Below are 25,595 nucleotides of genomic sequence, written 5' to 3' on the forward strand. Positions count from 1 at the left end.
GTTTGGGTTGGTATGTCTGAAGATTCGAATGCTGGCTGCTGGTTTTCTTTGTCTACTGCGTCAGAGATAATAGCAGAAGTCTGCTGTTTTATTTCTATCGACGGACGATTTTCCTCTGTTGGTTCGGTAAAATACTCCTCGCCAGATGTATCGCTGAGCACTTCACTAGCACTTTCTGACAGAACTTTCCCGACATCTGTAGTATCGTCAGCAGCAATTTCTGGGGCTGTTTTTAACTCAAAGAATGGCGTTTCTGTTGCTTCAGTATCCACATCCTCGCCCGAAGCTTCAACCGCCTGGTTAGTCGAAGTTTCATCTTCTCGTTCCTGCGGTATGATTTTCTCGGTTGGCTCATTTGTCTTAGTTGTTAAATCTATGGGTTTTGCCTCTGCTACTACTGGCTTAGGCGCTTTTTTGGTAATAGATTCTTGATAATTGATAGGTTCTGAATATCCCGCCATCACCAATTCCCCACGTCCATTTTCATCCAGACTATCGAAGTCATCTGGAGCTAACAATCTTTCCAGATAGCTTTGTTTTGGCGTCATTTCCATTAAATTAGGAACCGCCTCTTCACCTGCAGAACTCATATCAGCAGCTATGTTCTCCTGTTTTTCTGACTCCTGCTTCATGGCTAATGCCTGAGGTTTTACACACTGGCTAAGATATGGGCAGCCAACACATGTCACGCATGCCGTTTGACCAATTGACGCAGATACTTCCTCAGTAGAAGGTAGTTCTTCTTCACCACTAGCCACCGCCACCAAATCAAGGTTTGTCGTTTCGTCCGTATCAGCATTCACCTCCTCGCCAATATCATCAACACCAGACGAAAAATCCTCACCACCAGCACCATCTCGCAACGACGAAAATACGTCAAAACCATCACCGTCAATTCCTGTCGGTGATACTTCTGCTGTACTCGTCGCCCCAATCATTGCTCAAAAAATGTCTCCGTTGAAATATGTGATTCATCGACGCCAGCGGCGGTTAGCTTTTGCCAAACATCGCGTACAAATGGCAAGCTGCCACAAACCAGAAAGTGCGCCTCACTCGGCACTTCGCTCACAATCTTCGCCACCTCAAACCGCCCATTGTGCCAGCCGTCTGTTTCCTCAACCTGCTGGCGGGTACTAAACTTTTTGACCGTAATATTCGACGCTGCTAGCTCCTCCGAGAAAACCATATATTCCGGCGATTTTTGACTCAAATAGAGAAAAGTCGACTGCTTGGCGTCCGCCAAAATACTCCAAATTGGACTCAGCCCGCACCCCGCCGCGATGCCAACCAATGGCCGCTTGGTCTGCGGATTAAAATCGCCGTACGCCCGGCTAATCTGCAGCGTGTCGCCAACTTGACGCGAACACAAATAGCTGGAGAATTCACCGCCCACATTTTTCACGGTAATCGACATCAATTTCTCATCTGGACGCGAAGAAATACTATAGGCCTTGCCTTCGCGCACCTGGCTGCCCTCAATGAACACTGTGATATATTGCCCCGCCATAAAGTCAAACGGCCGCGCAAAATACAGCGTCGTCACCTCGGGGTTTTCCTGGCGCACCCGCACAATTTCAACGGTTAGTGAATCACGCATTCTTCGACATACCTTTCCATTATGTTTTGGGCGGCCCTGAATTCCTCATCAGTAAACGTGTGATAGTTGGCAAACTTCGGACTAATGGTGGTGCCGGTGCGAAAATGCTGCAAGGCAAAGCGCTTGGCGCCTTTGACTAGCTCGCCAATCTTTTCAAAATCCGCTACCTCCAGCTGCTCGCGAACGATCGTCGTCCGAAATTCATGGCCAATTCCCGAATCAATCATCAGCCGCACATTGTCTTTGATCGCCGCTAGATCAATCGGCCGCGCCGCAATCTCCACGTATTTTTCCAGCGGCCCCTTGACATCCATAGCGATGAAGTCAATCGTCCCCTCCTCGATCATGCCACGCACCATGTCAGGGTGCGTACCGTTGGTATCCAGCTTGACATCAAAGCCGAGGCTCTTGATCATCCGGCACAGTACCGGCAAATCCTCGTTAACCGTCGGCTCGCCGCCAGAAATCACCACGCCGTCTAGCCGGCCAATACGCGATTTTAAGAATATCATCGCCTCTTCAACTGGGATGCTCGGCGCCAAACGTTCGGGCAGCACCAGCTCCGGATTATGGCAATAACCGCAGCGCATATTACAGCCCGAGAGAAACAGCGCTGCCGCCACGTGCCCTGGATAGTCCACTAGCGACAGCTTCTGAATCCCGCCAATCGCCACCTTAAGCTGGGACAGCGACGGCGCTAGCTCGCTGGTGTTCGGCGGCATCGTCATAATGCTCCCTCATGTCAAATTCAGCTTGCTTACCGTTATTCCACTGGGAAACTGGGCGCAAGAAACCAACCACCCGCGAGTAGACCTCAGTACTTTCGCCGCAATTCGGACAAGCCGGATGTTCGCCGACGATATAGCCGTGGTTAGCACAGATTGAGAAACTTGGCGTAAAGGTAAAGTACGGCAATCTATAATTTTCGCAAATCGTTTTAACCAGTTTCTTCAGCGTCTGTGGATCATCCATACGCTCGCCCAGGAAGAAGTGAATCACCGTGCCGCCCGTGTATTTAGTCTGCAAATTATCCTGCAAATCCATCAGCTCAAACAAATCATCAGTGTAATTGACCGGCAAATGGCTGGAATTGGTATAGAACGGATGCTTAACCGCAGCGCCGAGACCATTGGCAAAGTGCGCTCGGTCAGGGAAGCTGGCCTTATCAATCTGTGCCAAGCGGTAGGTCGTGCCCTCGGCTGGCGTCGCCTCCAGGTTGTAATTATTGCCCGTTTCTTTCTGGTACTCCACCAAGCGGTCGCGCATGAAGTCAAGCGTTTTCTCGGCAAACGCCTTACCCTTTTCAGTGCCAATATCAACACCCAGCAAATTCAACGCCGCTTCATTTGTACCGATTAAACCGATGGTTGAGAAGTGATTTTTCCAATACTCATTGAAGCGCTTTTTAATATCGCGCAGGTAAAACTTGGTGTACGGGTACAGGCTGATATCCGAATCGGTCAGCTGCTCCAGCACCTTGCGCTTGGTCTCCAGACTGTCGCGCGCCATATCCATCAGCTCGCCCAAGCCCTTGAAAAATTCTTTCTCGTTCTTTGATTTCAGTGCCAAGCGTGGCAGGTTAATCGTCACTACGCCGATCGAGCCAGTCATCGGATTACTGCCAAACAAGCCGCCGCCGCGATACTCCAGCTGGCGATTGTCAATCCGCAAGCGACAGCACATCGAGCGCGCATCTTCTGGATCCATGTCGGAATTGATGAAGTTCGAGAAGTACGGAATGCCATATTTGGCGCTGGCTTCCCAAAGATTTTCAATGACCGGATTATCCCAGTTGAAATCCTTGGTAATGTTGACTGTCGGAATCGGGAAGGTAAAGACTCGGCCGTTGGCATCGCCCTCAGACAACACCCCGAGTAGCGCCTTATTAAGCATGTTCATCTCTTCTTGATAATCGCCGTAGTTAGTATCCTGCATCTCACCGCCGATAATCACCGGGTTGCCAGCCATGTGCTTCGGGCATTCCAAATCAAGCGTAATGTTGGTAAACGGCGTCTGGAAGCCAACCCGCGTTGGCACATTGACATTGAAGACGAATTCTTGCAGCGCTTGCTTAACCTCGTCATAGCTCAGCTTATCAGCGCGAATGAACGGCGCCAAGAGGGTGTCAAAGTCAGAGAACGCCTGAGCGCCAGCTGCCTCGCCTTGCAGAGTGTAAAAGAAATTGACCACCTGCCCAAGAGCTGAACGAAAATGCTTAGCCGGCTTGGAAGCAACTTTATTTTTAACGCCAGTGAAACCTTGGCGCAGTAAATCCATCAGATCCCAACCGACGCAGTAGACGCTCAGTAGATTCAGATCGTGAATATGCAAATCACCCTCTTTGTGCGCCCGGCCGATTTTCGGCGAATAGATTTTATCCAGCCAGTAGGTCTTGGTAATTTCCGCCGAAACGTAGTTATTCAGGCCCTGCAAACTATAGCCCATATTGGAATTTTCTTTGACTTTCCAGTCCAAGTTATTGACGTATTTATCGATCAAATCGACGTGCGCGTTGGATGTAATTTCACGCAGCTTTTTGTGCTGGTCGCGGTAGATAATGTAGGCTTTGGCAGTTTTCTTAAACTTGGAATCAATCAAAATATCCTCGACGACATCCTGGATATCCTCGACACCCGGCAGACGTTTTTGGTTGCGGGTTTCTAGTACCGCCAGCACCTTGTCAGTCAATTTAACGGCCTGTTTGGCATCAAATTCGCCAGTCTCCAGGCCCGCCTTCTCGATGGCTTTCTCAATTTTTTTACGGTCAAATTTGACTGTGCGACCGTCGCGTTTTTTGATTGATTTATACATACCCCTCCTTATTCTGGCAACAACAAACCAGCCCCAACCTCCCCGAGGGGCTCGTGTTGCAAAAAACGTTATTTATTTTCTAAAACACCATATCTAGTGCTTAATATAGAATATACACGCGATATATAGCGTTTGTCAACGAAAATACATTGTATTATTTACATATGAGAGGCGGAAGTATTTGTTCCCTCTGGTAACGCCAAAATGTCGCGGTAAATCATATCAACAATTTCTGCCTGAGCCAACTTCTCGCCAATTCGCTGCTCGCCTGGCACGTCCAAAACGTCCTGATCTTTCCACCACTGGCGCATCTCCGATTCGCCAAATTCATGAGCGTTTGGCTTAGTGGCGTGGCGGCGCACCGTTTCCTCAAATGATATGTCAAAATAATAAATCAATTTTTCGCCCTGAAAATCATTCAGCAGCCGATGCAGCATCGCGCCGTATTTTTTACGACTCAAAATACCTTCCAAAATCACCGTATAACCAACGTTATTGCCGTACATGCACAGATCATAAATCAGCTGAATCGCCGGGTTGCTTTCACTGTCTTTCACGCGAAGCATTTCTCGCCGCACCATATCCTGCGACACCAGCATCGTGCCGTAGCCTAGCTGACACTGGAGCAGGCGCGCCGTGCTGGTTTTACCGCAACCAGAATTACCACGAAGAATTATCAGCGGATGAGAGTTCGTCATGTACGCTCCAACAAATCATAGATTATAACGACAGTCTCCGTATTACACCCCCGTGTCTCGCCGACAAAATCCGATCACCGCCACGCCGAGTGCCGCCAAACTCACACAAATTAAAACTACCAGTTTCCCCAAGTCCAACCCGTCCATCAAAGTACCTGGGATGTTGTAGTAATGAATGAGCGACCAAACGTCGTAATCTTTCCAACTTTCGATCAGTTTGGCGGTAATCGACAGGGCGTACATTGCTAGAAAAATTAGACTACCAACGCCGACAGCCAGCCCGCGCCTACCTGTCACTGTCTGAGTGACAAAGGTGAGACTGCCAAAACTAAGCCCCAAAAACCACAAACTCACACAAGCCCCGACAACGTGCGCGAGATTTGGGTGAAAGTCAAACAGCGGACCGATGAACGCAATAGTCATACATAACAGCACGGGAGGAATCACCAACAATCCCGCCATCGCCGCATATTTCTGCAATACAATCGTCACGCGAGTTCGTCGACTAGCGAGCAGCAACTCCAATGTCCCCGAATCTTCTTCCCGGCCAATTACCCCAGCACCCAAAATGATCGCCGTAATCACCACCCCGACCATCGCCACCAGTGGAAATAGCTCAATGCTCAGCCAGCCTTCTGGCGTGGTGCCAATCGCCAAGTCGCCAACCACCGCTTTCATGCCAGCCGGCATCACGCTGACAAACGGGCTTAATTGATCGCTAAATTTATTGAACAGCGCCGAAAACAACACCGCCACAACACTAATACCAATACCCAAAAACAGCGGCAACTTATAATTTTGCCGCACCGTCTGCCACATCATCGCTTTGCCTCCTCGCCTTCATAATACCGCATGAATAATTCTTCTAGTTCTAGCTCTGATTCTCGCAATAGTTTTGGTTTGTATTCGGCTATGAACGAGACAAACTCCGTCGCGTCGCCCTTGACGGTAAATTCGTATTCGTCGCCACGGTGCTGAACGTCGGTGATGGACGGTAGTTTTCTGGCTGCCGCTAGGGACGGTTTTTTGGCAAAGGTCACAATGTAGCGGTGTGTTGACAGGTGCTTCATGGTCGCGATGTGTTCAATGGCTATCAATTTTCCATCACGAATAAAACCGGCACGGTGGCAAATTTTTTGCACTTCAGCCAGATCGTGACTACTGACAAATACTGTGGCGCCTTGCCCAGAAACTTCGCGCACCAACTCGTAAAACACCTGCTTCATCAGCGGATCCAGCCCGCTGGTCGGCTCATCCAAAATCAATAGTTTCGGGCGGTGTATAAAAGCTTGAATCAGGCCAATTTTCTGACGATTACCCTTGGAAAGCTGGCGAATCGGCCGATCCAGCACCGCCTCAAAACACTCAGCCAATTCATCAACATAGTGCCAATCAACCTTCCGACCCGTCCGCGCCAAAAACTTCAGCAATTTCCGACCAGTCATAGTTTCATACAGGGCGATATCGCCCGCCAGATACCCAACCTGATCATGAAGCGCCGCTCGTTCCTTAGAATTCCGGCCGCCCAGCAATTCTACCCAGCCGTCCGTCGGCCTCAAGAAATCCATCACCGACCGAATCGTTGTACTTTTACCCGCACCATTCGGTCCAAGAAAACCAAACACCTCGCCTTCATGCAGCTCCAGCGACACATTGTTGACTGCCAGCTTATGCCCAAAGCGCTTGGTCAGCCCGTGTAACATCAGCGGTGAAGTATCACTCATAGCGACTCCTTATGGTCATCATTTGCTATAGTTTCAGTATATCGCATGGTAGGCTTTTACGCCACCAGATCAAAACGTAACTTTCTTTAATTGCAAGTAGTATCAGCCAGCCAACCCTCAGAAATGCAAGCTGAAGGTAGAGCCCTGACCCGCTTCGCTTTTAACGCTCAATTGATAACCGTTTTTGTCAGCCACCGCCTTAGCGATAGCTAGCCCGAGTCCATAGCCCGAACCATGCCCACGCGTACGCGCTTCATCACTACGATAAAATCTGTCGAAAATTTTCGCCTGGTCTTGTTTGGCGATGCCAATGCCTTGGTCGACAACTGAGAGAGTTTGGCCGTCCAGCCGAATGACTACTGTACCACCTAGTGGCGAATATTTGATGGCATTATCGATCAGCGTACCCAAAATTTGCGTCACCGCCGCGACTGCGACCGTGTGCGTTACTGACGGCACTTGCATATCTAGCACTACTTGTTTTTTGTCAGCCACCGGCTGATAGCGATCAACCGTGTCGCGGACAAGTTTCGCCATATCGACCGCCTGTTTTTCAATCTGCTGATTATCGACCTGGGTAAGTTGCAACAAATTGTCCGTCAGCTCACGCAATTTTTCAACCTCGTCAATATTGCGCTGATATACCGCTCTCGCCTTTTTCTCATCCAGCGTTTTTTTGCGTAGCGCCACTTCGTTGGTGGTCATTAGCGCCGTCAGTGGCGTCCGCAGCTCGTGACTAGCATCCGACACAAATTGCACCTGGGCCCGCATTGCTCGCTCAATCGGCGTCAAGGTTCGCCGCGCCAACAGCAAACTCAACCAATACCCAATCAACAACATCACGCCGTTCAGCACTATCAATGACATAACGACCGACCCACGGGTTTCGCGGTTGCGCTGCTCCAGGCGGCGACTAAACTGACGTTCGACGAGCTCTGGTGGCTGCTGAGCATGTTCGCTCGGCGGCAATGGACGATTTAATTGCACAGAAGTGATGGCATAAATAATCACACTAAAGGCTAGCGACAGCGTCATAATCACCGCCAAGTAGCTCAGCGCTAGACGCCTAACGCGCTGCTGTTTCATGACTTATCCTCCAGTTTATAGCCAAAGCCTGGGACGGTGTGAATCAATTTTGAGCTAAACGGTTTGTCGATTTTCCGGCGCAAAAACATGATGAACAGTTCAACATTGTTCGGCAACACATCAGCATCAAAATCCCACACGTGCGAGATGATTTGCTCTTTGGACAAAACCTTGCCAGCGTTGCGCATCAGATATTCCAAGACGCCGTACTCTTTGGCGGTCAAGTTAATTTCCTGATTCGCCCGCATTACTTTTTTCAGACTCGGATCAAGCGTCAAATCACCAACCCGCAAGACTTCTTCCAACTTCTCGTTCGGACGACGCAGCAATGCCCGCAGACGCGCCAACAACACCTCAAAGCTAAACGGCTTCGCCAAATAATCATCAGCGCCCATATCCAAGCCTTCGACAATATCCCGCTCGGCATCACGCGCTGTCAACATCAAAATCGGCGTCTGATTACCGTCTTTGCGTAGCGCCCGACAGACCTCATAGCCATTCATTTCCGGCAGCATCACGTCAAGAATAATCACGTCGTACTCGTCCGCCGTCGCCGTCCGATAACCCTCGTCGCCATCATGCGCCACATCAACCGCATAGGCTTCATCTTCCAAGCCTTCTTTCAGCGACTGGGCAATCGCCGTGTCATCTTCTACTAGTAAAATTCTCATTAGCTAACTATCCTCTTTTTCAACTTTAGCACAGGCATCTGAAAAATTGCTTAAAGCTCACCACTCAAAAGTCGCTTAGTCGCCGCAACGAATGACAATTCTAGTACCATCTCCCGCTACAATCCTACACTTGCCACCGACAGGATACGTGAACTTCGGGTCAGTGGGGCCAAAATCGCATGATTGAGAACGGTGATATCAGAAAAGCCACCAAAGATCTTCGGATTATCTTTAATAATTTGCCAGTCAATTTTACCAAGCAACTGATTTGAATTGAATCCGCCAATCGCCGCCAAAACACACTTCACGTTTTCGTCCATAAATGCTTCGTGTAAATCTTCAACCTTTTCGTCGTCCGTCGGGCAGCCTCGCTGATCCCGAGAAAAAGCATTTTTACTAAACGTAACCCTTAGTCCAAGCGATTCTAGTGCTGCTTTAGCTCGCTCCAAAACCCCTTTATCAATATCGCTCGCTGAACGTGCCGGTGCAACTACCCTCACTTCATCGCCTGGCTTTAATTTATCTGGTATCATATATTTTCTTTCCTAAAATTAATCAATCAAAAAACCTCCCGCAGGAGGCATAAAACAGCAATAAAACACCTCCTGCTTACACGTGGAGATGATGATGGATTGAGAGTAAATTCATCATAGTTTCAGCATATCATAGCCTTACTGAAAGATTAAAGCGATAAGCAAATTTCCACTGCTAGCACGCCATAATGTTTTTGGTCGGCAGCGGAATAATATTTGTTGTATTCGGCAGCGGCAGCTTCGGCACTGGTGGCATGCGGAATAACACGGTGGTAACCCTCGGCCTGCACCATTTCTAAAAAGGAATTGTAGTGGCGGATGGCGATAATCTCCACGCGTGCTTGATCTGGTTTGCCGTCGTGTAGTATTCCTTCGGCATCGCGAACATCGCGACGCAGGTGAATCTTATCGCCGACTCGGTACTCGGCAAATTTTCCGCGATTCAATCGACCTTCAACCGTCTTCCGCCCGGCGATAATATCGTCAAGTAATTTTGATTCTCGTCCTGAGTGCCAGATTTTCATAATTCCTACAGTGTTGTATCTTTTTTATAGTTTTTCTTAACTTCTTGCCAACAGCGATGCCATAGAATTATAGCACAGCCTATAAAAGTGTTTCTACTAGTCATGCCTACCAAACTACAATAAAATCTTTAGATTAGGCAAATCTTAAACAGCCATCGCCTGCGCTTCCGGCCAAATTCTCTGCACTAGTCGTTTGCCGCGCGTGGTTAGCCGCACCCAAGCATCGCCATAAGCTTGGTCAATCGCCATCAATCCTTGGACATCACGAATCTACCAACAGCCACCCTTCTATTGACACGATGGTCATAATTCGATACGATATGAATGAATACAAAAAGTTATTCATTCATATCGTTAACATGAAGGAGGTTGCCAGCGTTGGATAAAAAACAAGCATTAAAAATAGCTGCCTATGATGTCTTCTCAAAAAAGGGATATAAAGAGACCGGTATCTCAGAAATTGCTAAACGTGCTGGGGTAGCAGTCGGTTCTTTTTACAACTACTACGACGGCAAAGAAACTATCTTTCTGGATGTGTACATTGAAGAAAACAACCGCATTCGCCAAGCGATGATGGACGACATTGATTGGCAGCAGGATTTGGTTGAACTTGTGAGACAGATTTTTGAACAGTCACGAAGCCTCGTTTCGTCCAATAAAATTCTAGCGGAATGGCATAATCCAGCCGTCTCTCGTACACTACGTGGTTATTATTCTTCGGATAAGGGTAAGGCTACGAATACCTTCCATCAATTTTTGGTCGAAACCTTTACCGGTCGCATGGTAGCAGAAGGATATTCAGAGGAAAAAATTCAGGATATTTTACAGGTTTATAATCTGTTTTACTACATGGATATGCATATCACTGAAGGCGATTTTCCAGGTATTAGTGGGACGCTGGAAATACTTGCCACTAACTTTGTTAAAGGTATCTTTACATCATGAAAAGGAGTAAAAAAATGGTAATCATCGTTATATCTATTCTTGCGGCTACAGGCCTTATCGCTTGGGGTGTTATCGCCTACTTAGGGAGGAGTCAAACGTTATTGGTCAAATCTATCGAAAACCCTAGCGGAGACCTTCATGTCATTCGCCTAGCAAAGCCTGATAATATGACATGGAAGGCAGGCTCTTATGCCAAGATCACGCTACCCAGTACGGCATCTGATGGTGAAAAGAATGATCATAAGGGCGAACAGACAAGTCGTTGGCTGAGTATCGCCTCTAGTCCTGAGGATAATGAAATTATTATCCTAACCCACAATAGCGGTAGTCCTTATAAAAAAGCTTTGACGAGCCTACCAGCAGGTAGTCAGGTCAAGATGAGTTGGCTGGAATCTTCTTTGTCAGTTACAGACGGCAACGAGCCGCTGGTTTGCTTCGCCTCTGATGTCGGTATCTCAGCAATGCGACCAATTGTCAGGCAGTGGGCCGGTAAACGTCCTATCATGCTCTATCACCTAGACAAGGGGGTAAAGGTCTTTGACAAGGAACTCTCAGAGCTAGCAAACAAAACAGCTAATATGACTTATGAGACCAGTGCTAACCTCTCTCAAAGCCAGGAACGCTTCAAGCAGGCGATTGATAGACATGGCAACAAGGCTCAATATCTCGTGGCAGGACAGCCCGACGATGTGAAAACGATGAAGAAACTCCTTAGAGACAACGCGATGTATGATAACGTCAAATCAAGTACTTTTCGGGGGTTGAAGTAGTCAATATGACTGCATGGTTGCTGATAGGTAATACTTAGGCAGCCATCACCTGCGCTTCTGGCCAAATGCGCTGCACCAATCGTTTGCCGCGAGCCGTTAGCCGCACCCAGGCGTCGCCATAGACCTGGTCGATTGCCATCAACCCCTTACGCCGCAAATCCGCCAGCACATGCATCGCCGTTCGGCGTGGCATGCCCATGTGTGCCGCCAACACAGCCGCCTCATCACCGCCGTCTTCGTAGACTTGCTGCAACACCAGCGCCTCGTTGGTGGTTAAGGTTACTTCTTGTGATTGTCTCGTCTTCATACTCATCCTTTCTTATGGTTATCGTGAGTATATGATAGCCAGACGGTCTGTAATTTCGCTGTAAAAGGTTGCGGCGCGGATATTGCTCAATAGCTAGTTTCACCCGCGCGCCGAGGCCAAGAACTTGCTATCACCCAGGTAGCGCCCGCGGTCACCTTCCAGATTACCGTACGAAAAAGCAGCGCCCGAGGAAGTAGGCGCTGCTTTATGACTATTCGCCGCCAGCTAATTGGTCTGCGGCGTGGTGTTAGTGGTTGGCGGCTGTGGTGAGTCGGTTTAACCCGACGGCGTGGTTTGGTTATTTTGCGCGGTGCCGTTATTATTCTTGGTCGCTGGCGTTTGGGAGCCTTGACCAGTCTGGTTCTGGCTACCGCCTGGTGCGCCGCCCGTTTGTCCACCCGGCCCGCCCTGCTGGCTATTTTGACTTCGACTCATGCCCGGCGGACCGCCCGCTTGATTATTCATGCCGTTTTGCGAGCCACCGACCTGCATACCGACGACGAAGCTCAGCGCGCAGACCACCACACCGCCAATCGTCAGCCCAGCAATTGCCCCGGCACCTAAACCGTTCTTGCCAGAGTTCGTGCCGTTTGGACGCGGCGCAGGCGGCTGATCATAGACCGCTTCTGGTGTGGTGAGTTGTGCTTGCTTGGTTTGTGAAATTGCCATAATTTCTCCTTTCGTTACGTTACTCTCTCGATAATTCATACAATGTTACATCGCTGCCTCCATAATTAACGACGGTGCCAGTCTGTTTGACCCATGTCGTGATTTCATTGTTACCGCCGCCTGGCCCGCCGCCACCACGGCCATGTGAGCTGATGGCGTAATACCTAACTTTGCCGGCCTTCACTAGTTGCTTAAATTGCTCCAGCGTCAGTGGTGTATCGCTACCATTAAATCCACCGACCGCCATCACTGACTGGCCACTCGTCAGCTGAATTGCCGCTGATTCGTTGGCGCTGGCTACTGCTACCAGCCAGGTTGCTCCATGTTGATGCTCTACGAGATACTGCACCAACTGGCTGTCGGCTTGCGATCTTTCATTATTACTCCCTCGCATCGCTGTGGAATTCGGCCCAGCCGTTGGGATACTACCAGTGTGCGCGACATTGACCGTTGCTAATGTATACACCATCGGGGCGAGCGTGCAGGCGGCTATGGCAGTGATAATCGCCAAGTTTTGCAGCCACTGCCGCGGCACATAAAGATTTACCAGTAGTCCAATCATCCCCGCAAGACCCAGCAACCCAACCGTCCATATCAGCCACGTCATCGTGCCAGCGTAACCGAGGATAATCACCGCTATCACTGCCGTCACACCAACCAGCACCGGCAGTAGCCACGCATACGGTTTACGTCTGGTATACGCGCCCCACAGAAACGGCAGGCTGATACCGACGAGTGCCGCCACCGCTGACGCCATCACCACCACGTAGTACGGATGAATCACACCACTAGTCATGCTGAAAATCACGATGTGAATTAACAGCCACAGCATCCAGAAAATTACTGCCGCTCGCCCACGATTGGTTCGGGGTGTTTTTCGCAAAATCCATAACATCAGCCCACCACCCGCCAGCGCCAAGACCAGCAACCAAGCAATATTTGGCCCAAAATCATTGTTAAAGATCCTGAAAATTCCCGTTTGCCCACCAAAGCCCGTACCACCCGGACCATGCCCGCCACCAGGGCCGCCGCCCATTCCGCCCGGCATCATACCGGCGCCATCTGCCATAGTCTGCGTGGTACTACCAGCAGTTTGAAGTGTTGTAGTACCACCTATTCCACCACTTGGTGGCGCACCACCACCCGGGCCACCACCTCCACCACGCCCACCAAGCAGTCGACCAAAGCCGTTATAGCCAAAAATCAAACTCCAGATATTGTTATCATTGGTACTACCCACCCACGGCCGACTACCAGCTGGCGTCAACCACACCAGCACGCTCCACCACAACGTTGACATCGTGGTGATCACACCCGCAAACATCACATGCAAAAATCGCGTCACAATCGGTGGCTTGGCAAACACCAAATAGACCGCCGCCATCGCTGGTAATACCATCAGCCCTTGGAGCATCTTGGCGTTAAACGCCAGCCCCGTGAATAGCCCCGCTAGACCTAGCCACAACAGCGGTCGTTTCCCTTCCAGCGAGCGTAAAAACGCGTAGCCACTGGCGGTCAGCATCAATGTCAAAATCGCATCGGGGTTATTGAAGCCAAACATCAACGCCGCCACTGGTGTTAGCATCAGTGTCACTCCAGCAATCACAGCACTGGTGAAACCGAACTGCCGTTTCACCGCACCGTACACCAGCCACACCGAACCAACTCCCGCCAACACACTTGGCAGCAACATTGAGAAACTCGAAAAACCAAACAACCGAGCGCTTAGTCCCATCAGCATCGTCGCCAGTGGTGGCTTATCAACCGACACATAATTGGCCGCATCCAAACTACCAAACAGCCACGCCGTCCAATCCCGGCTGGCCGCCTGCACCGCCGCTGCATAGTAACTATTCGCCATGCCATTATGGAGCGCGCCAAACAAATACAGCGCACCAGTCAGCGCCAACAGCACCGGTAGTGTCCACTTCTCCAACCATGATCGTTTGTCCAGTTCCCTGTTGACGCGGTACAGTCCTTTCAGATCATCGACAGCCGTTTTCACAATTTTCACGCGGCTATCCGTATCTTCAATCCAGGTGACTGGTTGCTCGTGAATCGGCACACCGGCTCGCTCGGTTTTGATCAGCAATTCGGTGTCAAAAAACCATTCATTGTCTTTGATTTTCGGCAAGAATTTTGCAGCGACATCCCGGCGGATCGCCTTGAAACCACACTGCGCATCGCTAAACTTAGTACCTGACGTCCATTTGATAATATTGTTATAGCACCGCGAGATGAACTCCCGCTTCAGCCCACGCATCGTTTTGGCGCCCCGAGCCAGTCGCGAGCCAATCGCCACGCCAGCCTCGCCCGCCACCAACGGCTGAATCATCGGTAGAAAATCATCTAGACTAGTCGACAGATCAACATCCATATAGGTCAAAATGTCAGCCGGGCTATTCTGCCAGACCTGTTTGAGCGCTCGCCCGCGACCACGCTCCGCTAGGCTCACTACCCGCACTGACTGGTGTTTTTCCGCCAAACATTTGGCAATTTCCAGCGTCTTGTCCTGACTGCCATTGTCAGCGATGGTGATTTGGTAGCGATACGGCAAGCGTTTCGCCATATACTCATCAAGCGTCGTGATACTTTGCTGGAGGATTTTTTCCTCATTAAGCACCGGCACGACAACATCAATGAATGGACGGGCAATCGCCCGAAACGCCGGCTGGCTCTCAGTAGCGGCGAGGTGTCGCGACCGAGCCAGCGGTTGGGGTATGGTTGCTGCTTTCATAGTCATGCCAGCAACTATAGATGAGGGGTCTGTAATTTTGCTTTAAACAAACTTTATACTTAATAACACGTTAACGGTTCTCAAAAATACCAACCCTTATAAGATAAGGGTATAGAAAGTGATCATACCCTATCTTTTCCCGGTAAGGATACTATCACGGGCATATTGCCATCCATGGAAAGCCCGTATTGGCCAGGTTTAACATAAAGGAGCACTAAAAGCTGTGTGATTATACTAATATAAGTATTTTCAATCATTACAAGACTGAACTCATCACTATGCTGACCTATCGCATCATAACTGTCATATGGATTGGAACGAAGTAGTTTATGAGCTACATTCCAATGATGACGCATGTACACAATATCAAGCACTTTCACAAAAAGCCCTCTTTTTATGCGTGAATCACTTCCAGCGGCACTGAGCGCTTTAGCAACAAAACATATTTGCCGGTTTAAACACCTCTTGTCTGCTTTTGTTTTTGCTTTATATTTTTTACATAAGGATTTCTGTGGTGTTCCTCTAGGACTAAACCGTTCAGCTATTTTCTTATATTGAGGGTTATTAAGCTCAGATAGACATTCTGTGGCTTTAAAATAATTTAGATAAGCTTCTGAATCAAAACCAAGACTGTCTAATTCTTTTGCTCTCCTCCAGTAATTTAGCATTGTCTTGAGACCCTTTTTACGACTACTTCCAATGTCCTTTATTATTCGCTCTGCCAACTCTAGACTATATTTACTGTACTTCACTGAACTATTCTGATGAATTGAAGGAAAAATATCTACTCCTTCAGCATGAACATACACCCCACTATAACCCCCCTCATAACCCCATTTCATATCTAATTCCATACTGAAGTAGCCCAAATTCCTGATATGTCCAACAATACGATTCATAACATTTTCTATATCCCTATCGTCACTAATTGAATGATTCTGAGGGAGAGGATATGTTTTTTGCGACTCAGCCCTTATGTAGTTATTAGAAAACGCAACATTCCACTTTTCGCCATTTAGGGAAACTGTCGTTGAAAAATTTATATTACTGGGCTGAGTAGTAATCTTTACCCATATATATGTTTCACTAGATATCGGCACGTTCATCTCCCAGTACTTAGCTCGGGATGTTGTTTTATAATGTCACACCCCCGTTTTGCTAGTTTGTATTTAGGAGTGCCTCGACTGCTATATTCATGTGTTAGCAAACCCAGCGACACCATCTCATCAAGGTTAGCTTCAAGCTCTCCAGAATCTATATCATTAAGCTCTTTGAGTAGTTCGGGGTTACTTACACTACCGAGGGGGTGTATTGTGCTTCCGCCCATATGACGAACGACTGCCAACTCCCTAAGGTCAGTCATTGACCCAAATAACCTAAGTATAAACATTTGTAGTATATCTAAGGCAATTGTTTGCTGACGATTTAAAGTCGTAATTTTATTGAAATTTTGCCTTTTTGACTGTTCGTTTTTCTTTCTCACTTCACTATTATCTAATAGACGCATTGCTAAGCTGCTCAACGTGAGATACTCATAGGCACGTACTGGATCATTTATATTACCATCTGATGTATGGCTCTTTTCATTACGAAACCGATCAATAGCCATAGTCAAGAATTTGACGGCACTCTGGAAATCATTGTCAACATTTTCTGCGGACGCGCCTTTAATATACAAACCACCTTTACCAAATGCTTCAGATCCAGTTTCGTATGTAGTTAGCTCGCGGAGTCTATCACGAACAACCTTAAAACTTTTTTCGACAGCTTCTGGATAATGCCCGTCTGTGTACAGTTTAGAGCACTTTTGTTTAACATTTTTATGCAGATTCCCTAAAGCTTGAGTGCTCGTAGGTTTCTCAGTGTTACTCACCTTTTTACTCTTTAAAAATTCTAGAATACCAATTAAGAGACTGCGGCACTTATTTAAATTTCTAAAATAAGCTTCGGTCCTTCGCTTAGCATTAATATCAGGATTAGGGCTAATAACAACTCCATATTCACCACTGAGCAGATGGAACTCCCGAACTTCTTCAGCTTTTTCACCTAATATATCTCTTAACAAAAGCTTAGTTTGTATGTGCCATAATTTATAATTATCATAGTTTTCAACCCTTTCAAGGTCATCAATCTTATCAATCTGAGCTTTCAATAGCCGTATTTGTGCGCTATTTTTCATACATATCTCCACCTAGATTATACATCAATCAGAAAAGCGATAACTTAGCATGAATTACACTTTAAAATAGTCGAAGGTCTTAGTTCTTTACAGCCTTTTTACAGCCCCATCCACTATACTCACCACATGACTATTCGCAAGCAACTCATCACCTTTGCCGCCATCGACGCTCTTAATACCGCAATTGACATCGCAATATACACTCTGTTGATATGGCTCACCGCACCGCTACTATTGGCCGTCATCATTTCAACCACTGCAGGAATGATTTGCAGCTATTTTCTAAATAGACGCTTCACCTTCAAAACCGACCGCCAGCCAATTGTTCAGTTTATCGGCATCACCCTCACTGGCCTGTGGGTTTTGCAACCAGTCGTCATATGGCTGCTCGTCCAACTGCTCGGGATAACCAGCACTTTGGTTTGAGCGTGGCAAAATTAGCCGCCACTAGCGTCAGCCCAGCGTGGAATTTCGTGTGGTACCGAATTGTATTTCAAGGAACAAAGAAAAAACACCTCCGTAGAAGTGCCTTTTCATGGCTCCGGGGGCGGGGTTCGAACCCGCGGCCTATTGGTTAACAGCCAACCGCTCTACCGCTGAGCTACCCCGGAATACCTGTCGTATTATAGCGAGTTTTATGGCGGTTGTAAAGTTACCGGCGGACGATTGCCAGGGCTTTTTTCAAGATTGCTGCCTCCAGGCGTGATTTCTCATCATCCACCGCTTCCCGCTGCTTAATCTCCTTCACCAAGTTTTGCCACCACGCCTCTTTTTCCGACAGGCACAGCGCCAGTGACCGCACCTCACCATCACGCTTATCGAGCATGCCGGCTGCCACCAAATTATCGACATGCTTGGCCACCGTTGAGACCGACTTATACCCCAGCGCCCGCATAATTTCCCGTAGCGTCGGGCTATAGCCATTGCCCTTGATAAATCCATCGATGAAATCCAGCAGTATTTTTTGCTTTTTCGTTGGTTGCATGCTTTTAGTATAACCCGCCCGAGTTATTTGCGCTATACTAAAGAGGTGAAGCGAGTATCATCGACGATATATGTGTGGCTACTGGCCATTGTGCTGTTTGGCGGCGCACTGTCCTTGCAGCCGAGCATCAGCCTGGCAATGCTCGATTTTCCATCATTCCGCATTGGACTATATCAAGTGGCGGTGATCGGCGTGGTTGGCTGCGGTCTTGGCATAATGGTGCGCCAGCGACTGTGGCCTCGGGGGCGATGGTGGTGGCTGAGTATTGGTATGCTGGCTGTCACCAGTATCGTTGGGCTGTTATTATCCTATGTCCGAGCGCGTACCGCATTATATACGGCATCGCTTTTATTGCTGCTGGTGGCCGCGGTATGTGCTGCTCTGATGTACCGGTCACTATCGGCGGGCAATCGGCGGCGCCTCATGACAATTGGCTTGTGGAGCGGCATCGTGTTTGGTGTGTTAGCGGTGCTGCAGCTCATCTTTGCTCACGTTGAGCCAACGGCGTTTGGTACGCTCTGCTCGGGCTGTCATGCTGGCGTGTTTGGCTTTGTCAGGATCAATCTGTTTGCCGCTGAGCCGCAATTTTTAGCAAGCAGCTTACTGCCAGCCCTGTTCGTTGGACTGTGCTGGCGAGAGCGACGGCGGCCGGCTGACTGGAGCGTTTTTGGTAGCAGCGTGGCAATCAGCCTGACGTTTTCGCGCGGCGCGTTTATCGCGATAATTGGTGCGGGTATCGTGTATGGTATCGTCCGCTGGTGGCAGCGGTGTAGAAGCGGGTCTCGTTCTATTGACACCGTGGAGCCTATTCGTCGTGATACGTGGCGTCAACTCGGCATCATCACGGCCGGGTTTGTGGTTGGATGCACTCTACTGCTGGTATCAGCGGTGGTTCGCTATCACAACACGCCGCACATTGCCTATAATACTGCAGTGAGCATGCTTGACCAGCTGTCGCTCGGCCGCATTAAATTACCGCAAAAAAATACTACCACTATGCCAGACAACCCACCCGCCACGCAAGCACCACCAACCAACGAGACCACGGCACCGCAATCATCACCGTCACCGCCCACCACCCAGCCAAACCCGCTCGCACCATCAGCCAATTTCCAGCCATCGGGTTTCGTCGCCGCTTCGGCTAATGACCGACTCGACGCCGCTCGACTGGCGCTCCGAGCCTGGGCGTCAAGGCCGCGCACCATACTCTTTGGGACTGGCCTTGGCAATCTCGGCAGTTTTATCCAACATCAGCTGCATCAACCGGTGTCGACCGATCATACAGTGTATATTTTCTACGTGTTGCTGCTGAGTAATATCGGCGTTGTCGGTATACTACCACTACTAGCGCTGCTCGTCGTCACGCTATGGCGCAGCGGCCAATGGCTACTAAAGCCGTGGGGGCGATTTGCCTTACTGTTAACGACGGCTATCGCTATCCACTTTTGGTTTTTTGGCAGCTTGATCAACTCGGTACATTGCCTTGCATGGATTGGTATTTTCTTGTATAATCACCCCAAAGGTCATGAAGAAGAACTCTGATTTTTACTTCAAATTGGTGTTGATCGGGCTGGACGTACTGGCGCTAGTTGGTGCGTTCACGGCGGCATACATCATGCGCGTATCACTCGACACGCGACCCTTCCATGTGCAAATCGGGGCACTGGAGTTTATCACGTCGATTGTGCTAATGCTGCCGCTGTGGGTTGTCTTGTTCTCATTTTTTGGGCTATACGACCGTGAGCACTACATTCATCCGCTGCGCGAGTTTTGGCGGCTGGGCATGGCGGCAGTTTGCGGCATTATGATGATGATTTCCTTTAGCTTCTTTAGCAACACACCGCTATTTCCGGCCAAGATGGTGGTGATTTATGCGCTGATCATCAGCTTTATTATCTTGCTCATTCTGCGTAGCGCTGCCAATATCGTCAGGCTACATCTGCTGCGCAAAAACATTGGCATCAAGCGCGTGGCGCTGGTTGGCAATGCCGAATCGACGCGGACGCTAGCTGAATTTATCAGTGCCCACCCCTCAACCGGCTTTCACCTCAGTGCTATTGTATCCAAAGATGAGCTCATTCCGCCACGACTCAAGGGTTTGCGGCGCTCGACACTGGCATCGGCGCTGACTCGCGATAAAATTGACGCCATTATCCAGACCGACACCACCCGCAGCGAAGCGCACTATAACTTGGCCGAGCAGCACTATCTCGATTTTTATCAAGCACCGGCCCTCGATGGCCTGATGACGGCGCGCCATACGGTCGAGATTATCAATTCCGTGCCGCTGGCATACATTCACCCAACGCCGCTAGCTACCGGCTACGGACGCGTGGTCAAACGACTGATGGATCTCATCGGTGCGACCATCGGCATTATTATCACCTCGCCAATTATGCTACTGGTGGCCATCGCCGTTAAGCTCGGCGACCCGCGCGGCCCCGTACTGATGCATGGGCAGCAGCGGCGACGTTTGACCCAGTTTAATCGCCCGTTCAAAGTGTATAAGTTTCGCTCGCACTACGCCAAGTTTGACGGCAAGACTGACGAGGAAGTGTTCACCATGATCGGCAAGCCAGAGCTGATCGACGAGTATCGCCAGAACGGTGATAGGCTCAACCACGACTTTCGCGTCACGCCGGTTGGTCGTTTCATTCGCCGGTTTAGCCTCGACGAGCTGCCGCAGTTATTTAATGTTATCAAGGGCGATATTAGCCTCGTTGGGCCGCGGGCGCTGGTGCCGCACGAGCTGAGTAACTACGAGAAAAAGCACACGCTGCTGACGGTCAAATCTGGCCTGACTGGCCTGGCCGTTGTGTCGGGGCGACGTAGTATCGGCTTTGAAGAGCGGCGGCGGCTGGATCTCTATTATGTGCAAAACTGGAGTTTGTGGCTGGATATCACCATCCTCCTCAAGACCTGCCTGGTCATCTTTAAGAAGGAGTCGTGATGCGCGCCCAGCCGACCATCGCGATCGTTCACGACTGGTTGTATGGTGGTGGCGCCGAGCAGGTTGTCTTGGCGCTACATCAGCTCTATCCTGACGCCCCGATTTATACCTCGTACTGCTCGAGAACGTGGCGAGAGAAGCTTGATAACAAGGTAGTGACCGGGTATTTGCAGCGTTGGCCATTTGCCCAGCTCAGGCGACTACTGCCAGTGCTCAGGCAGCGGTGGTTTGCGCGGCTGGATCTCGGGCAATTTGATATTATTATTTCCAGCTCTGGTAATGGTGAGGCCAAGTTTATCCAAACCCGCCCCGATCAACGACATATCTGCTATTGTCATACGCCGACGCATTTTTATTGGCGGCACTACCAAGAATACCTGCGTCGGCCGAGCTTTCGACCGCGGTGGCTGGCGCGACTGGGCCTGCGGCTACTGGTCCGACCTCTCAGGCGGCGTGATTATCAGGCGGCGCAGCACGTTGATGTCTTTTTGGCCAATTCCACCGCCATTCAGGCTGATATCAAGCAGTTTTATGACCGAGACAGCATCGTCGTCTTTCCACCGGTGCAGACAACCAGGTTTATGGCGCTCGCAAAAACCAGGCCGCGCTCCGTGACGCTACCTAACCGACCGCGCTGCCTGGTATGGGGGCGCCTGGTGCCGATGAAGCGGCTGGACTTGGTGATTCAGGCCTGCCAGCAGCTTGGTTGGCCGCTCGACATCATGGGCGATGGGCCTGATCGCGAGCGGCTGGAGAAGTTGGCGGGTGAATCGACGCGCTTTCTTGGCTACGTCAGTGACGAGGCCCGGGCTGCCGCCATTCAACAAGCCGACTTATTTATCTTTACCGCCCACGAAGATTTTGGCGTCGCACCAGTTGAGGCCTTGGCCGCTGGACTGCCGGTGGTGGCCTACCAAGCTGGTGGCGCGCTGGATTATATCAGCCCCGGCAAGAACGGCTGGTTTTTTGCTGAGCAAACCGTTGAGAGCTTGGTGGCAACGCTCCAGACACTGCCCGACCAGCGAGTCTCGCCGCGGGCCATCGCCGCCTCCGCCAAACCATTTGCCGAGCATGCCTTTACACTCGCTATAAAGAAAATTGTGACTAACGAAAGGAGAGGTACTCATGCGCATCGCCATTGATGCTCGGACATTGCGGACAAGCACCGGCCGTTACGTCGAACGGCTGATTCACTATCTACAAAAAATTGACAACAGAAATGACTATATTATCTTACTCAAGCCAAAGGACATGGACAGCTGGCAGGCCGATAACTCGCGCTTTCAGAAAGTCGCCTGTCCATTTGCTGAATTTTCGTTTGCCGAGCAACGAGGTTTTAAGAAACAGCTGGAGGAGCTACGCCCAGATCTCGTGCATTTTGCAATGGTTCAGCAGCCCGTGTGCTATCACGCCAGCCCAGTCGTCACCACCATGCAAGACCTCACCACCGTTCGGTTCAACAACCCCGACAAGAACCCGGTAGTCTTTTGGGTGAAGCAGCAAATTTATAAATGGGTCAACAAAAAAGTTGCTCGAAAATCAGCTCATATCATCACTATTTCTGAGTTTGTGAAGCGCGACTTGGTGGATTTTACCGGAGTCAGTCCAGACAAGATTACCGTGACACTCGAGTCCGCCGACGAGCTACCAAAGGGCAATGATCCGGTCAAAGAGCTGGTTGGAAAAAAGTTCATCATGTATATCGGCCGACCGACACCGCATAAAAATTTGCGGCGGCTGATTGATGCATTTGTACTACTACAGCAGAAGCATCCTGAGTTGATACTGGCGTTGGCTGGCAAAAAAGACGGTAACTACGCTCGCCACGAGGCATATGTTACTGAACGCGGCATGACAAATGTCATCTTCACTGGTTTTGTGTCGGACGAGCAACTGCGCTGGATGTACGAGCATACGGCTGTGTATTGCTTCCCGTCGCTGAGCGAGGGCTTTGGCCTGCCGGGTCTCGAAGCCATGCTGCACGGCGCACCGGTCGCCTCGAGCACCGCCACTTGCCTACCAGAAACGCATGGCGAGGCGGCTCACTACTTTGATCCGCATAGCGTCGAGGACATAGCGCGGGCAATTGATGAGCTTTTGACTGACGAGAAACGACGCCGTGACCTCATCAAGAAGGGTAAACAGCACGTCAAAACTTTCTCGTGGCAGCGGATGGCCGAGCAGACGTTGGCGGTGTATGAGCAGTACGGCCGCCAAGACACTAGTTCATAGGTCATAATCCCAGCCCATCCACATTAGGCACGTACGCCTGTAGTCATAACCGTTTAGGCTGCGTGGACTTCTGGGCTATTTTTGCAATTTCTTCGCGATGTCACCACACTTAGCAGCCACATCTCGCCGCGCCACCAACACACCGTCTGGTGTGTTGACCACCACTACATTATCAAGGCCGATCACCGCCACCGGCTTATCCGGCTGCTCGTTGCGAATATAGGTACTAGCGACGTCAATGGTATGAATGTTGTCACCGTATGCGTAATTACCCGACTCATCCTTGGCGACCGCGTCGTGTAGATCCTTGAAATTACCGATGTCCATCCAGTCAAAGCTGGCCGATACCATGGCTAGTTTATGAGCCTTCTCGATCAGGGCGATATCGATCACTTGATTATCTAGCGCCAGGTATGTGTGATTATAGGCCTCGCTACCAAAGTCAGCAATTGACGCCAGCGTCTGATAGTTCGACCACAAATCTGGAGCGCTCTGCTGCATTTCACGCATAAACACCTCGACTGAGCCAACGAAGTAGCCGCAATTCCACAGATAATTTCCCGACTCAACATACCGCTTCGCCGTCTCGTAATCAGGCTTCTCTTTGAACGACTCGACATTATAGACGCCCGCTTGAACATCAATCACCCCATCGCGCTGAATATAACCAAAGCCAGTTGACGGGAAGGTCGGCTCAATGCCAATAAGCGTAATACAACCACGCTCGCGAGAAATGCGCGCTGCTGTAGCAAACGAGTGGGCAAACCCCTGGACGTCACGTACATTATGATCGGAATGAATAAAGGCAATCGGCTCAGTCCGGTCATGGTGGCGATTGATATAATCCAGAGCCAACACGATACAGTGCGCCGTCCCCCGCCGTCCCGGCTCGATCAAAAAGGCCTCGTCCGGTAGCTCCGGCAGCTGCGCCCGCAGCGCCTCAGCGTGGCTCGCCTCGGTCACCACGTAGATAGTATCGCCAAGCTTTCTGGCCCGGTCATAGGCTTGTTGGACCATGGTGCGCTCTGATGTGAGAGCTAATAGTTGTTTGGGTTGAGTGGAGGTTGAGAGTGGCCAGAGGCGCGTGCCTGAGCCACCGGCGATAATGACGATAATCATAATGGTCATTATACAATATTCATCATCTCATGTATAATGAGGCTATGACAAAGATGCTAGTCACGGGAGGCGCGGGGTTCATTGGCTCGAATTTTGTGCATTATACCGTCAAACATAAGCCAGAATACGACATCACCGTTATCGACAAACTAACGTATGCGGGTAATCGCGCTAATTTACAGCCAGTGGCTGACCAGATCGACTTTGTGGAAGGTGATATTTGCGACGCAGAGTTGATGGATAAATTAGTGGCTGAAAATGATATCATCGTGCATTTCGCCGCCGAAAGCCATAATGATAATTCTCTGCGCAACCCGCGGCCGTTTGTCGAAACCAACGTGGTCGGTACTTACACAATTCTTGAAGCTATCCGCAAGCACGGTAAGCGCCTACACCACATCTCGACCGACGAAGTGTTTGGCGACTTGGAACTCGACGATCCAAACCGCTTCACTGAAGATACGCCGTACAATCCGTCCAGCCCCTACTCCAGCACCAAAGCATCTAGCGATATGCTGGTACGTGCTTGGGTTCGCAGCTTCAATGTCAAAGCGACAATTTCCAATTGTTCCAACAACTACGGCCCCTACCAACACATCGAAAAATTTATTCCGCGCCAAATCACCAATATCTTGAGCGATATCAAGCCCAAGCTGTACGGCACTGGCGAGCAAGTTCGCGACTGGATTCATGTCGATGATCATAATGCTGCCGTCCATCTCATCCTAGAAAAAGGCAAACTGGGCGACACCTACATCATTGGTGCCGACAACGATCACGTCAACAACAAGATGGTGATTGAACTGATTTGCGAGCTGATGGGTAAAGGTAAAGATTGGTACGAGCACGTCAATGACCGCCCCGGCCACGACATGCGTTATGCCATGGACTCCAGCAAACTACGCCGCGAACTAGGTTGGCGGCCTGAATACACCGATAACCAAACTGGCATGCACGACGGTCTACTGCAAACCATTGAATGGTACCGCGATCACGAAGATTGGTGGAAAGCGCAAAAAGAGGCCGTTGAGGCAGCTTATGCAAAGCAGGGGCAATAG

25 protein-coding genes, 1 tRNA gene and 1 pseudogene are annotated in these 25,595 nt (G+C 49.8%); 9 read left to right on the plus strand and 18 right to left on the minus strand.

Annotated features, from left to right (window positions below):
* Positions 1-222 precede the first annotated feature (222 nt).
* Positions 223-432: pseudogene (locus tag FBF26_04570) on the plus strand (type I restriction-modification system subunit M).
* Positions 433-934: 502 nt separating this feature from the next.
* Here the strand turns inward: FBF26_04570 and FBF26_04575 are convergent.
* The 10 genes from FBF26_04575 to FBF26_04620 all read right to left on the minus strand — a co-directional run bounded on the left by FBF26_04575 (position 935) and on the right by FBF26_04620 (position 9,644).
* Positions 935-1,597 carry a hypothetical protein gene (locus tag FBF26_04575; protein QJU10503.1) on the minus strand — a complete coding sequence of 221 codons (663 nt, stop codon included), beginning with the start codon at positions 1,595-1,597 and terminating at the stop codon, positions 935-937.
* The gene (locus FBF26_04580) at positions 1,582-2,325 is read right to left on the minus strand and encodes an anaerobic ribonucleoside-triphosphate reductase activating protein (protein ID QJU10504.1); all 744 of its coding nucleotides are present in this window, start codon (positions 2,323-2,325) and stop codon (positions 1,582-1,584) included. Before FBF26_04580 ends, FBF26_04575 begins: the two co-directional genes overlap by 16 nt.
* Positions 2,273-4,408 carry a ribonucleoside triphosphate reductase gene (locus tag FBF26_04585; GenBank protein ID QJU10505.1) on the minus strand — a complete coding sequence of 712 codons (2,136 nt, stop codon included), beginning with the start codon at positions 4,406-4,408 and terminating at the stop codon, positions 2,273-2,275. The genes FBF26_04580 and FBF26_04585 overlap by 53 nt, the downstream gene beginning before the upstream one ends.
* Positions 4,409-4,566: 158 nt before the next feature.
* On the minus strand, positions 4,567-5,106 hold the full coding sequence (locus FBF26_04590; GenBank protein ID QJU10506.1) for a uridine kinase: 540 nt from the start codon (positions 5,104-5,106) through the stop codon (positions 4,567-4,569).
* Positions 5,107-5,148: 42 nt separating this feature from the next.
* Positions 5,149-5,928 carry a hypothetical protein gene (locus FBF26_04595; GenBank protein ID QJU10507.1) on the minus strand — a complete coding sequence of 260 codons (780 nt, stop codon included), beginning with the start codon at positions 5,926-5,928 and terminating at the stop codon, positions 5,149-5,151.
* Positions 5,925-6,830 carry an ABC transporter ATP-binding protein gene (locus FBF26_04600; GenBank protein ID QJU10508.1) on the minus strand — a complete coding sequence of 302 codons (906 nt, stop codon included), beginning with the start codon at positions 6,828-6,830 and terminating at the stop codon, positions 5,925-5,927. Before FBF26_04600 ends, FBF26_04595 begins: the two co-directional genes overlap by 4 nt.
* A 117-nt stretch (positions 6,831-6,947) precedes the next feature.
* A complete protein-coding gene (locus FBF26_04605) occupies positions 6,948-7,916 on the minus strand; it encodes a cell wall metabolism sensor histidine kinase WalK (GenBank protein QJU10509.1) in 969 nt (322 codons plus the stop codon).
* Positions 7,913-8,587: a response regulator transcription factor gene (locus FBF26_04610; GenBank protein ID QJU10510.1), complete on the minus strand. Its 675-nt coding sequence runs from the start codon at positions 8,585-8,587 to the stop codon at positions 7,913-7,915. The genes FBF26_04605 and FBF26_04610 overlap by 4 nt, the downstream gene beginning before the upstream one ends.
* Positions 8,588-8,703: 116 nt before the next feature.
* Entirely contained in the window at positions 8,704-9,120 is a 417-nt protein-coding gene (locus tag FBF26_04615; protein ID QJU10511.1) for a hypothetical protein, read from the minus strand.
* Positions 9,121-9,269: 149 nt separating this feature from the next.
* Positions 9,270-9,644 carry an ASCH domain-containing protein gene (locus FBF26_04620; GenBank protein ID QJU10512.1) on the minus strand — a complete coding sequence of 125 codons (375 nt, stop codon included), beginning with the start codon at positions 9,642-9,644 and terminating at the stop codon, positions 9,270-9,272.
* 378 nt (positions 9,645-10,022) lie between these two features.
* Here FBF26_04620 and FBF26_04625 point away from each other — a divergent pair, with 378 nt between their 5' ends.
* Together FBF26_04625 and FBF26_04630 are read left to right on the plus strand one after the other, a co-directional pair.
* Positions 10,023-10,589 carry a TetR/AcrR family transcriptional regulator gene (locus tag FBF26_04625; GenBank protein ID QJU10513.1) on the plus strand — a complete coding sequence of 189 codons (567 nt, stop codon included), beginning with the start codon at positions 10,023-10,025 and terminating at the stop codon, positions 10,587-10,589.
* Entirely contained in the window at positions 10,586-11,359 is a 774-nt protein-coding gene (locus FBF26_04630) for an FAD-dependent oxidoreductase (protein QJU10514.1), read from the plus strand. The genes FBF26_04625 and FBF26_04630 overlap by 4 nt, the downstream gene beginning before the upstream one ends.
* Positions 11,360-11,393: 34 nt before the next feature.
* Here the strand turns inward: FBF26_04630 and FBF26_04635 are convergent, their stop codons facing one another.
* The 5 genes from FBF26_04635 to FBF26_04655 form a co-directional block, all read right to left on the minus strand.
* A complete protein-coding gene (locus FBF26_04635) occupies positions 11,394-11,672 on the minus strand; it encodes a winged helix-turn-helix transcriptional regulator (protein ID QJU10515.1) in 279 nt (92 codons plus the stop codon).
* Positions 11,673-11,942: 270 nt separating this feature from the next.
* Positions 11,943-12,335: a hypothetical protein gene (locus tag FBF26_04640; protein ID QJU10516.1), complete on the minus strand. Its 393-nt coding sequence runs from the start codon at positions 12,333-12,335 to the stop codon at positions 11,943-11,945.
* Between the two features lie 19 nt (positions 12,336-12,354).
* On the minus strand, positions 12,355-15,078 hold the full coding sequence (locus FBF26_04645) for a glycosyltransferase (protein QJU10517.1): 2,724 nt from the start codon (positions 15,076-15,078) through the stop codon (positions 12,355-12,357).
* 116 nt (positions 15,079-15,194) lie between these two features.
* Entirely contained in the window at positions 15,195-15,971 is a 777-nt protein-coding gene (locus tag FBF26_04650) for a hypothetical protein (protein ID QJU10518.1), read from the minus strand.
* Positions 15,972-16,174: 203 nt separating this feature from the next.
* Complete coding sequence (locus tag FBF26_04655; GenBank protein ID QJU10519.1) at positions 16,175-17,251, minus strand: TIGR02391 family protein; 1,077 nt, start codon at positions 17,249-17,251, stop codon at positions 16,175-16,177.
* 126 nt (positions 17,252-17,377) lie between these two features.
* Between FBF26_04655 and FBF26_04660 the strand changes: the two genes are divergently transcribed.
* Positions 17,378-17,677: a GtrA family protein gene (locus tag FBF26_04660; protein ID QJU10520.1), complete on the plus strand. Its 300-nt coding sequence runs from the start codon at positions 17,378-17,380 to the stop codon at positions 17,675-17,677.
* Between the two features lie 110 nt (positions 17,678-17,787).
* Here the strand turns inward: FBF26_04660 and FBF26_04665 are convergent.
* Both FBF26_04665 and FBF26_04670 read right to left on the minus strand, forming a co-directional pair.
* Positions 17,788-17,862: transfer RNA gene (locus tag FBF26_04665), tRNA-Asn, on the minus strand.
* A gap of 41 nt (positions 17,863-17,903) precedes the next feature.
* Complete coding sequence (locus tag FBF26_04670) at positions 17,904-18,236, minus strand: hypothetical protein (protein ID QJU10521.1); 333 nt, start codon at positions 18,234-18,236, stop codon at positions 17,904-17,906.
* A gap of 45 nt (positions 18,237-18,281) precedes the next feature.
* Between FBF26_04670 and FBF26_04675 the strand changes: the two genes are divergently transcribed.
* From FBF26_04675 to FBF26_04690, 4 genes are read left to right on the plus strand one after another with little or no spacing between them, the layout of a single operon-like run.
* Positions 18,282-19,778, plus strand: coding sequence for a hypothetical protein (locus FBF26_04675; protein ID QJU10522.1), 1,497 nt, complete (start codon positions 18,282-18,284; stop codon positions 19,776-19,778).
* Positions 19,762-21,186 carry an exopolysaccharide biosynthesis polyprenyl glycosylphosphotransferase gene (locus tag FBF26_04680; GenBank protein ID QJU10523.1) on the plus strand — a complete coding sequence of 475 codons (1,425 nt, stop codon included), beginning with the start codon at positions 19,762-19,764 and terminating at the stop codon, positions 21,184-21,186. Before FBF26_04675 ends, FBF26_04680 begins: the two co-directional genes overlap by 17 nt.
* The gene (locus FBF26_04685; GenBank protein QJU10524.1) at positions 21,186-22,328 is read left to right on the plus strand and encodes a glycosyltransferase family 4 protein; all 1,143 of its coding nucleotides are present in this window, start codon (positions 21,186-21,188) and stop codon (positions 22,326-22,328) included. The genes FBF26_04680 and FBF26_04685 overlap by 1 nt, the downstream gene beginning before the upstream one ends.
* Complete coding sequence (locus tag FBF26_04690) at positions 22,312-23,418, plus strand: glycosyltransferase family 4 protein (protein ID QJU10525.1); 1,107 nt, start codon at positions 22,312-22,314, stop codon at positions 23,416-23,418. Before FBF26_04685 ends, FBF26_04690 begins: the two co-directional genes overlap by 17 nt.
* A 75-nt stretch (positions 23,419-23,493) precedes the next feature.
* Here FBF26_04690 and FBF26_04695 read toward each other — a convergent pair whose 3' ends face one another.
* Complete coding sequence (locus FBF26_04695; GenBank protein QJU10526.1) at positions 23,494-24,546, minus strand: mannose-1-phosphate guanyltransferase; 1,053 nt, start codon at positions 24,544-24,546, stop codon at positions 23,494-23,496.
* 44 nt (positions 24,547-24,590) lie between these two features.
* On the opposite strand from FBF26_04695, the gene rfbB reads away from it, so the two are divergent.
* A complete protein-coding gene (gene rfbB, locus FBF26_04700; protein QJU10575.1) occupies positions 24,591-25,595 on the plus strand; it encodes a dTDP-glucose 4,6-dehydratase in 1,005 nt (334 codons plus the stop codon).

Source organism: Candidatus Saccharibacteria bacterium oral taxon 488 (genome assembly GCA_013100825.1).
Taxonomy (GTDB): Bacteria; Patescibacteriota; Saccharimonadia; order Saccharimonadales; family Saccharimonadaceae; genus Nanosynbacter.

Coding starts and splice junctions, on each gene's coding strand:
- FBF26_04595 (QJU10507.1), bottom strand. CDS start 5,928: ATGATGTGGCAGACGGTGCGGCAAAATTATAAGTTGCCGCTGTTTTTG.
- FBF26_04605 (QJU10509.1), bottom strand. CDS start 7,916: ATGAAACAGCAGCGCGTTAGGCGTCTAGCGCTGAGCTACTTGGCGGTG.
- FBF26_04600 (QJU10508.1), bottom strand. CDS start 6,830: ATGAGTGATACTTCACCGCTGATGTTACACGGGCTGACCAAGCGCTTT.
- FBF26_04645 (QJU10517.1), bottom strand. CDS start 15,078: ATGACTATGAAAGCAGCAACCATACCCCAACCGCTGGCTCGGTCGCGA.
- FBF26_04685 (QJU10524.1), top strand. CDS start 21,186: ATGCGCGCCCAGCCGACCATCGCGATCGTTCACGACTGGTTGTATGGT.
- FBF26_04660 (QJU10520.1), top strand. CDS start 17,378: ATGACTATTCGCAAGCAACTCATCACCTTTGCCGCCATCGACGCTCTT.
- FBF26_04580 (QJU10504.1), bottom strand. CDS start 2,325: ATGACGATGCCGCCGAACACCAGCGAGCTAGCGCCGTCGCTGTCCCAG.
- FBF26_04585 (QJU10505.1), bottom strand. CDS start 4,408: ATGTATAAATCAATCAAAAAACGCGACGGTCGCACAGTCAAATTTGAC.
- FBF26_04680 (QJU10523.1), top strand. CDS start 19,762: ATGAAGAAGAACTCTGATTTTTACTTCAAATTGGTGTTGATCGGGCTG.
- FBF26_04590 (QJU10506.1), bottom strand. CDS start 5,106: ATGACGAACTCTCATCCGCTGATAATTCTTCGTGGTAATTCTGGTTGC.
- FBF26_04610 (QJU10510.1), bottom strand. CDS start 8,587: ATGAGAATTTTACTAGTAGAAGATGACACGGCGATTGCCCAGTCGCTG.
- rfbB (QJU10575.1), top strand. CDS start 24,591: ATGCTAGTCACGGGAGGCGCGGGGTTCATTGGCTCGAATTTTGTGCAT.
- FBF26_04575 (QJU10503.1), bottom strand. CDS start 1,597: ATGCGTGATTCACTAACCGTTGAAATTGTGCGGGTGCGCCAGGAAAAC.
- FBF26_04695 (QJU10526.1), bottom strand. CDS start 24,546: ATGACCATTATGATTATCGTCATTATCGCCGGTGGCTCAGGCACGCGC.
- FBF26_04640 (QJU10516.1), bottom strand. CDS start 12,335: ATGGCAATTTCACAAACCAAGCAAGCACAACTCACCACACCAGAAGCG.
- FBF26_04630 (QJU10514.1), top strand. CDS start 10,586: ATGAAAAGGAGTAAAAAAATGGTAATCATCGTTATATCTATTCTTGCG.
- FBF26_04670 (QJU10521.1), bottom strand. CDS start 18,236: ATGCAACCAACGAAAAAGCAAAAAATACTGCTGGATTTCATCGATGGA.
- FBF26_04635 (QJU10515.1), bottom strand. CDS start 11,672: ATGAGTATGAAGACGAGACAATCACAAGAAGTAACCTTAACCACCAAC.
- FBF26_04650 (QJU10518.1), bottom strand. CDS start 15,971: ATGAATCGTATTGTTGGACATATCAGGAATTTGGGCTACTTCAGTATG.
- FBF26_04655 (QJU10519.1), bottom strand. CDS start 17,251: ATGAAAAATAGCGCACAAATACGGCTATTGAAAGCTCAGATTGATAAG.
- FBF26_04690 (QJU10525.1), top strand. CDS start 22,312: ATGCGCATCGCCATTGATGCTCGGACATTGCGGACAAGCACCGGCCGT.
- FBF26_04620 (QJU10512.1), bottom strand. CDS start 9,644: ATGAAAATCTGGCACTCAGGACGAGAATCAAAATTACTTGACGATATT.
- FBF26_04615 (QJU10511.1), bottom strand. CDS start 9,120: ATGATACCAGATAAATTAAAGCCAGGCGATGAAGTGAGGGTAGTTGCA.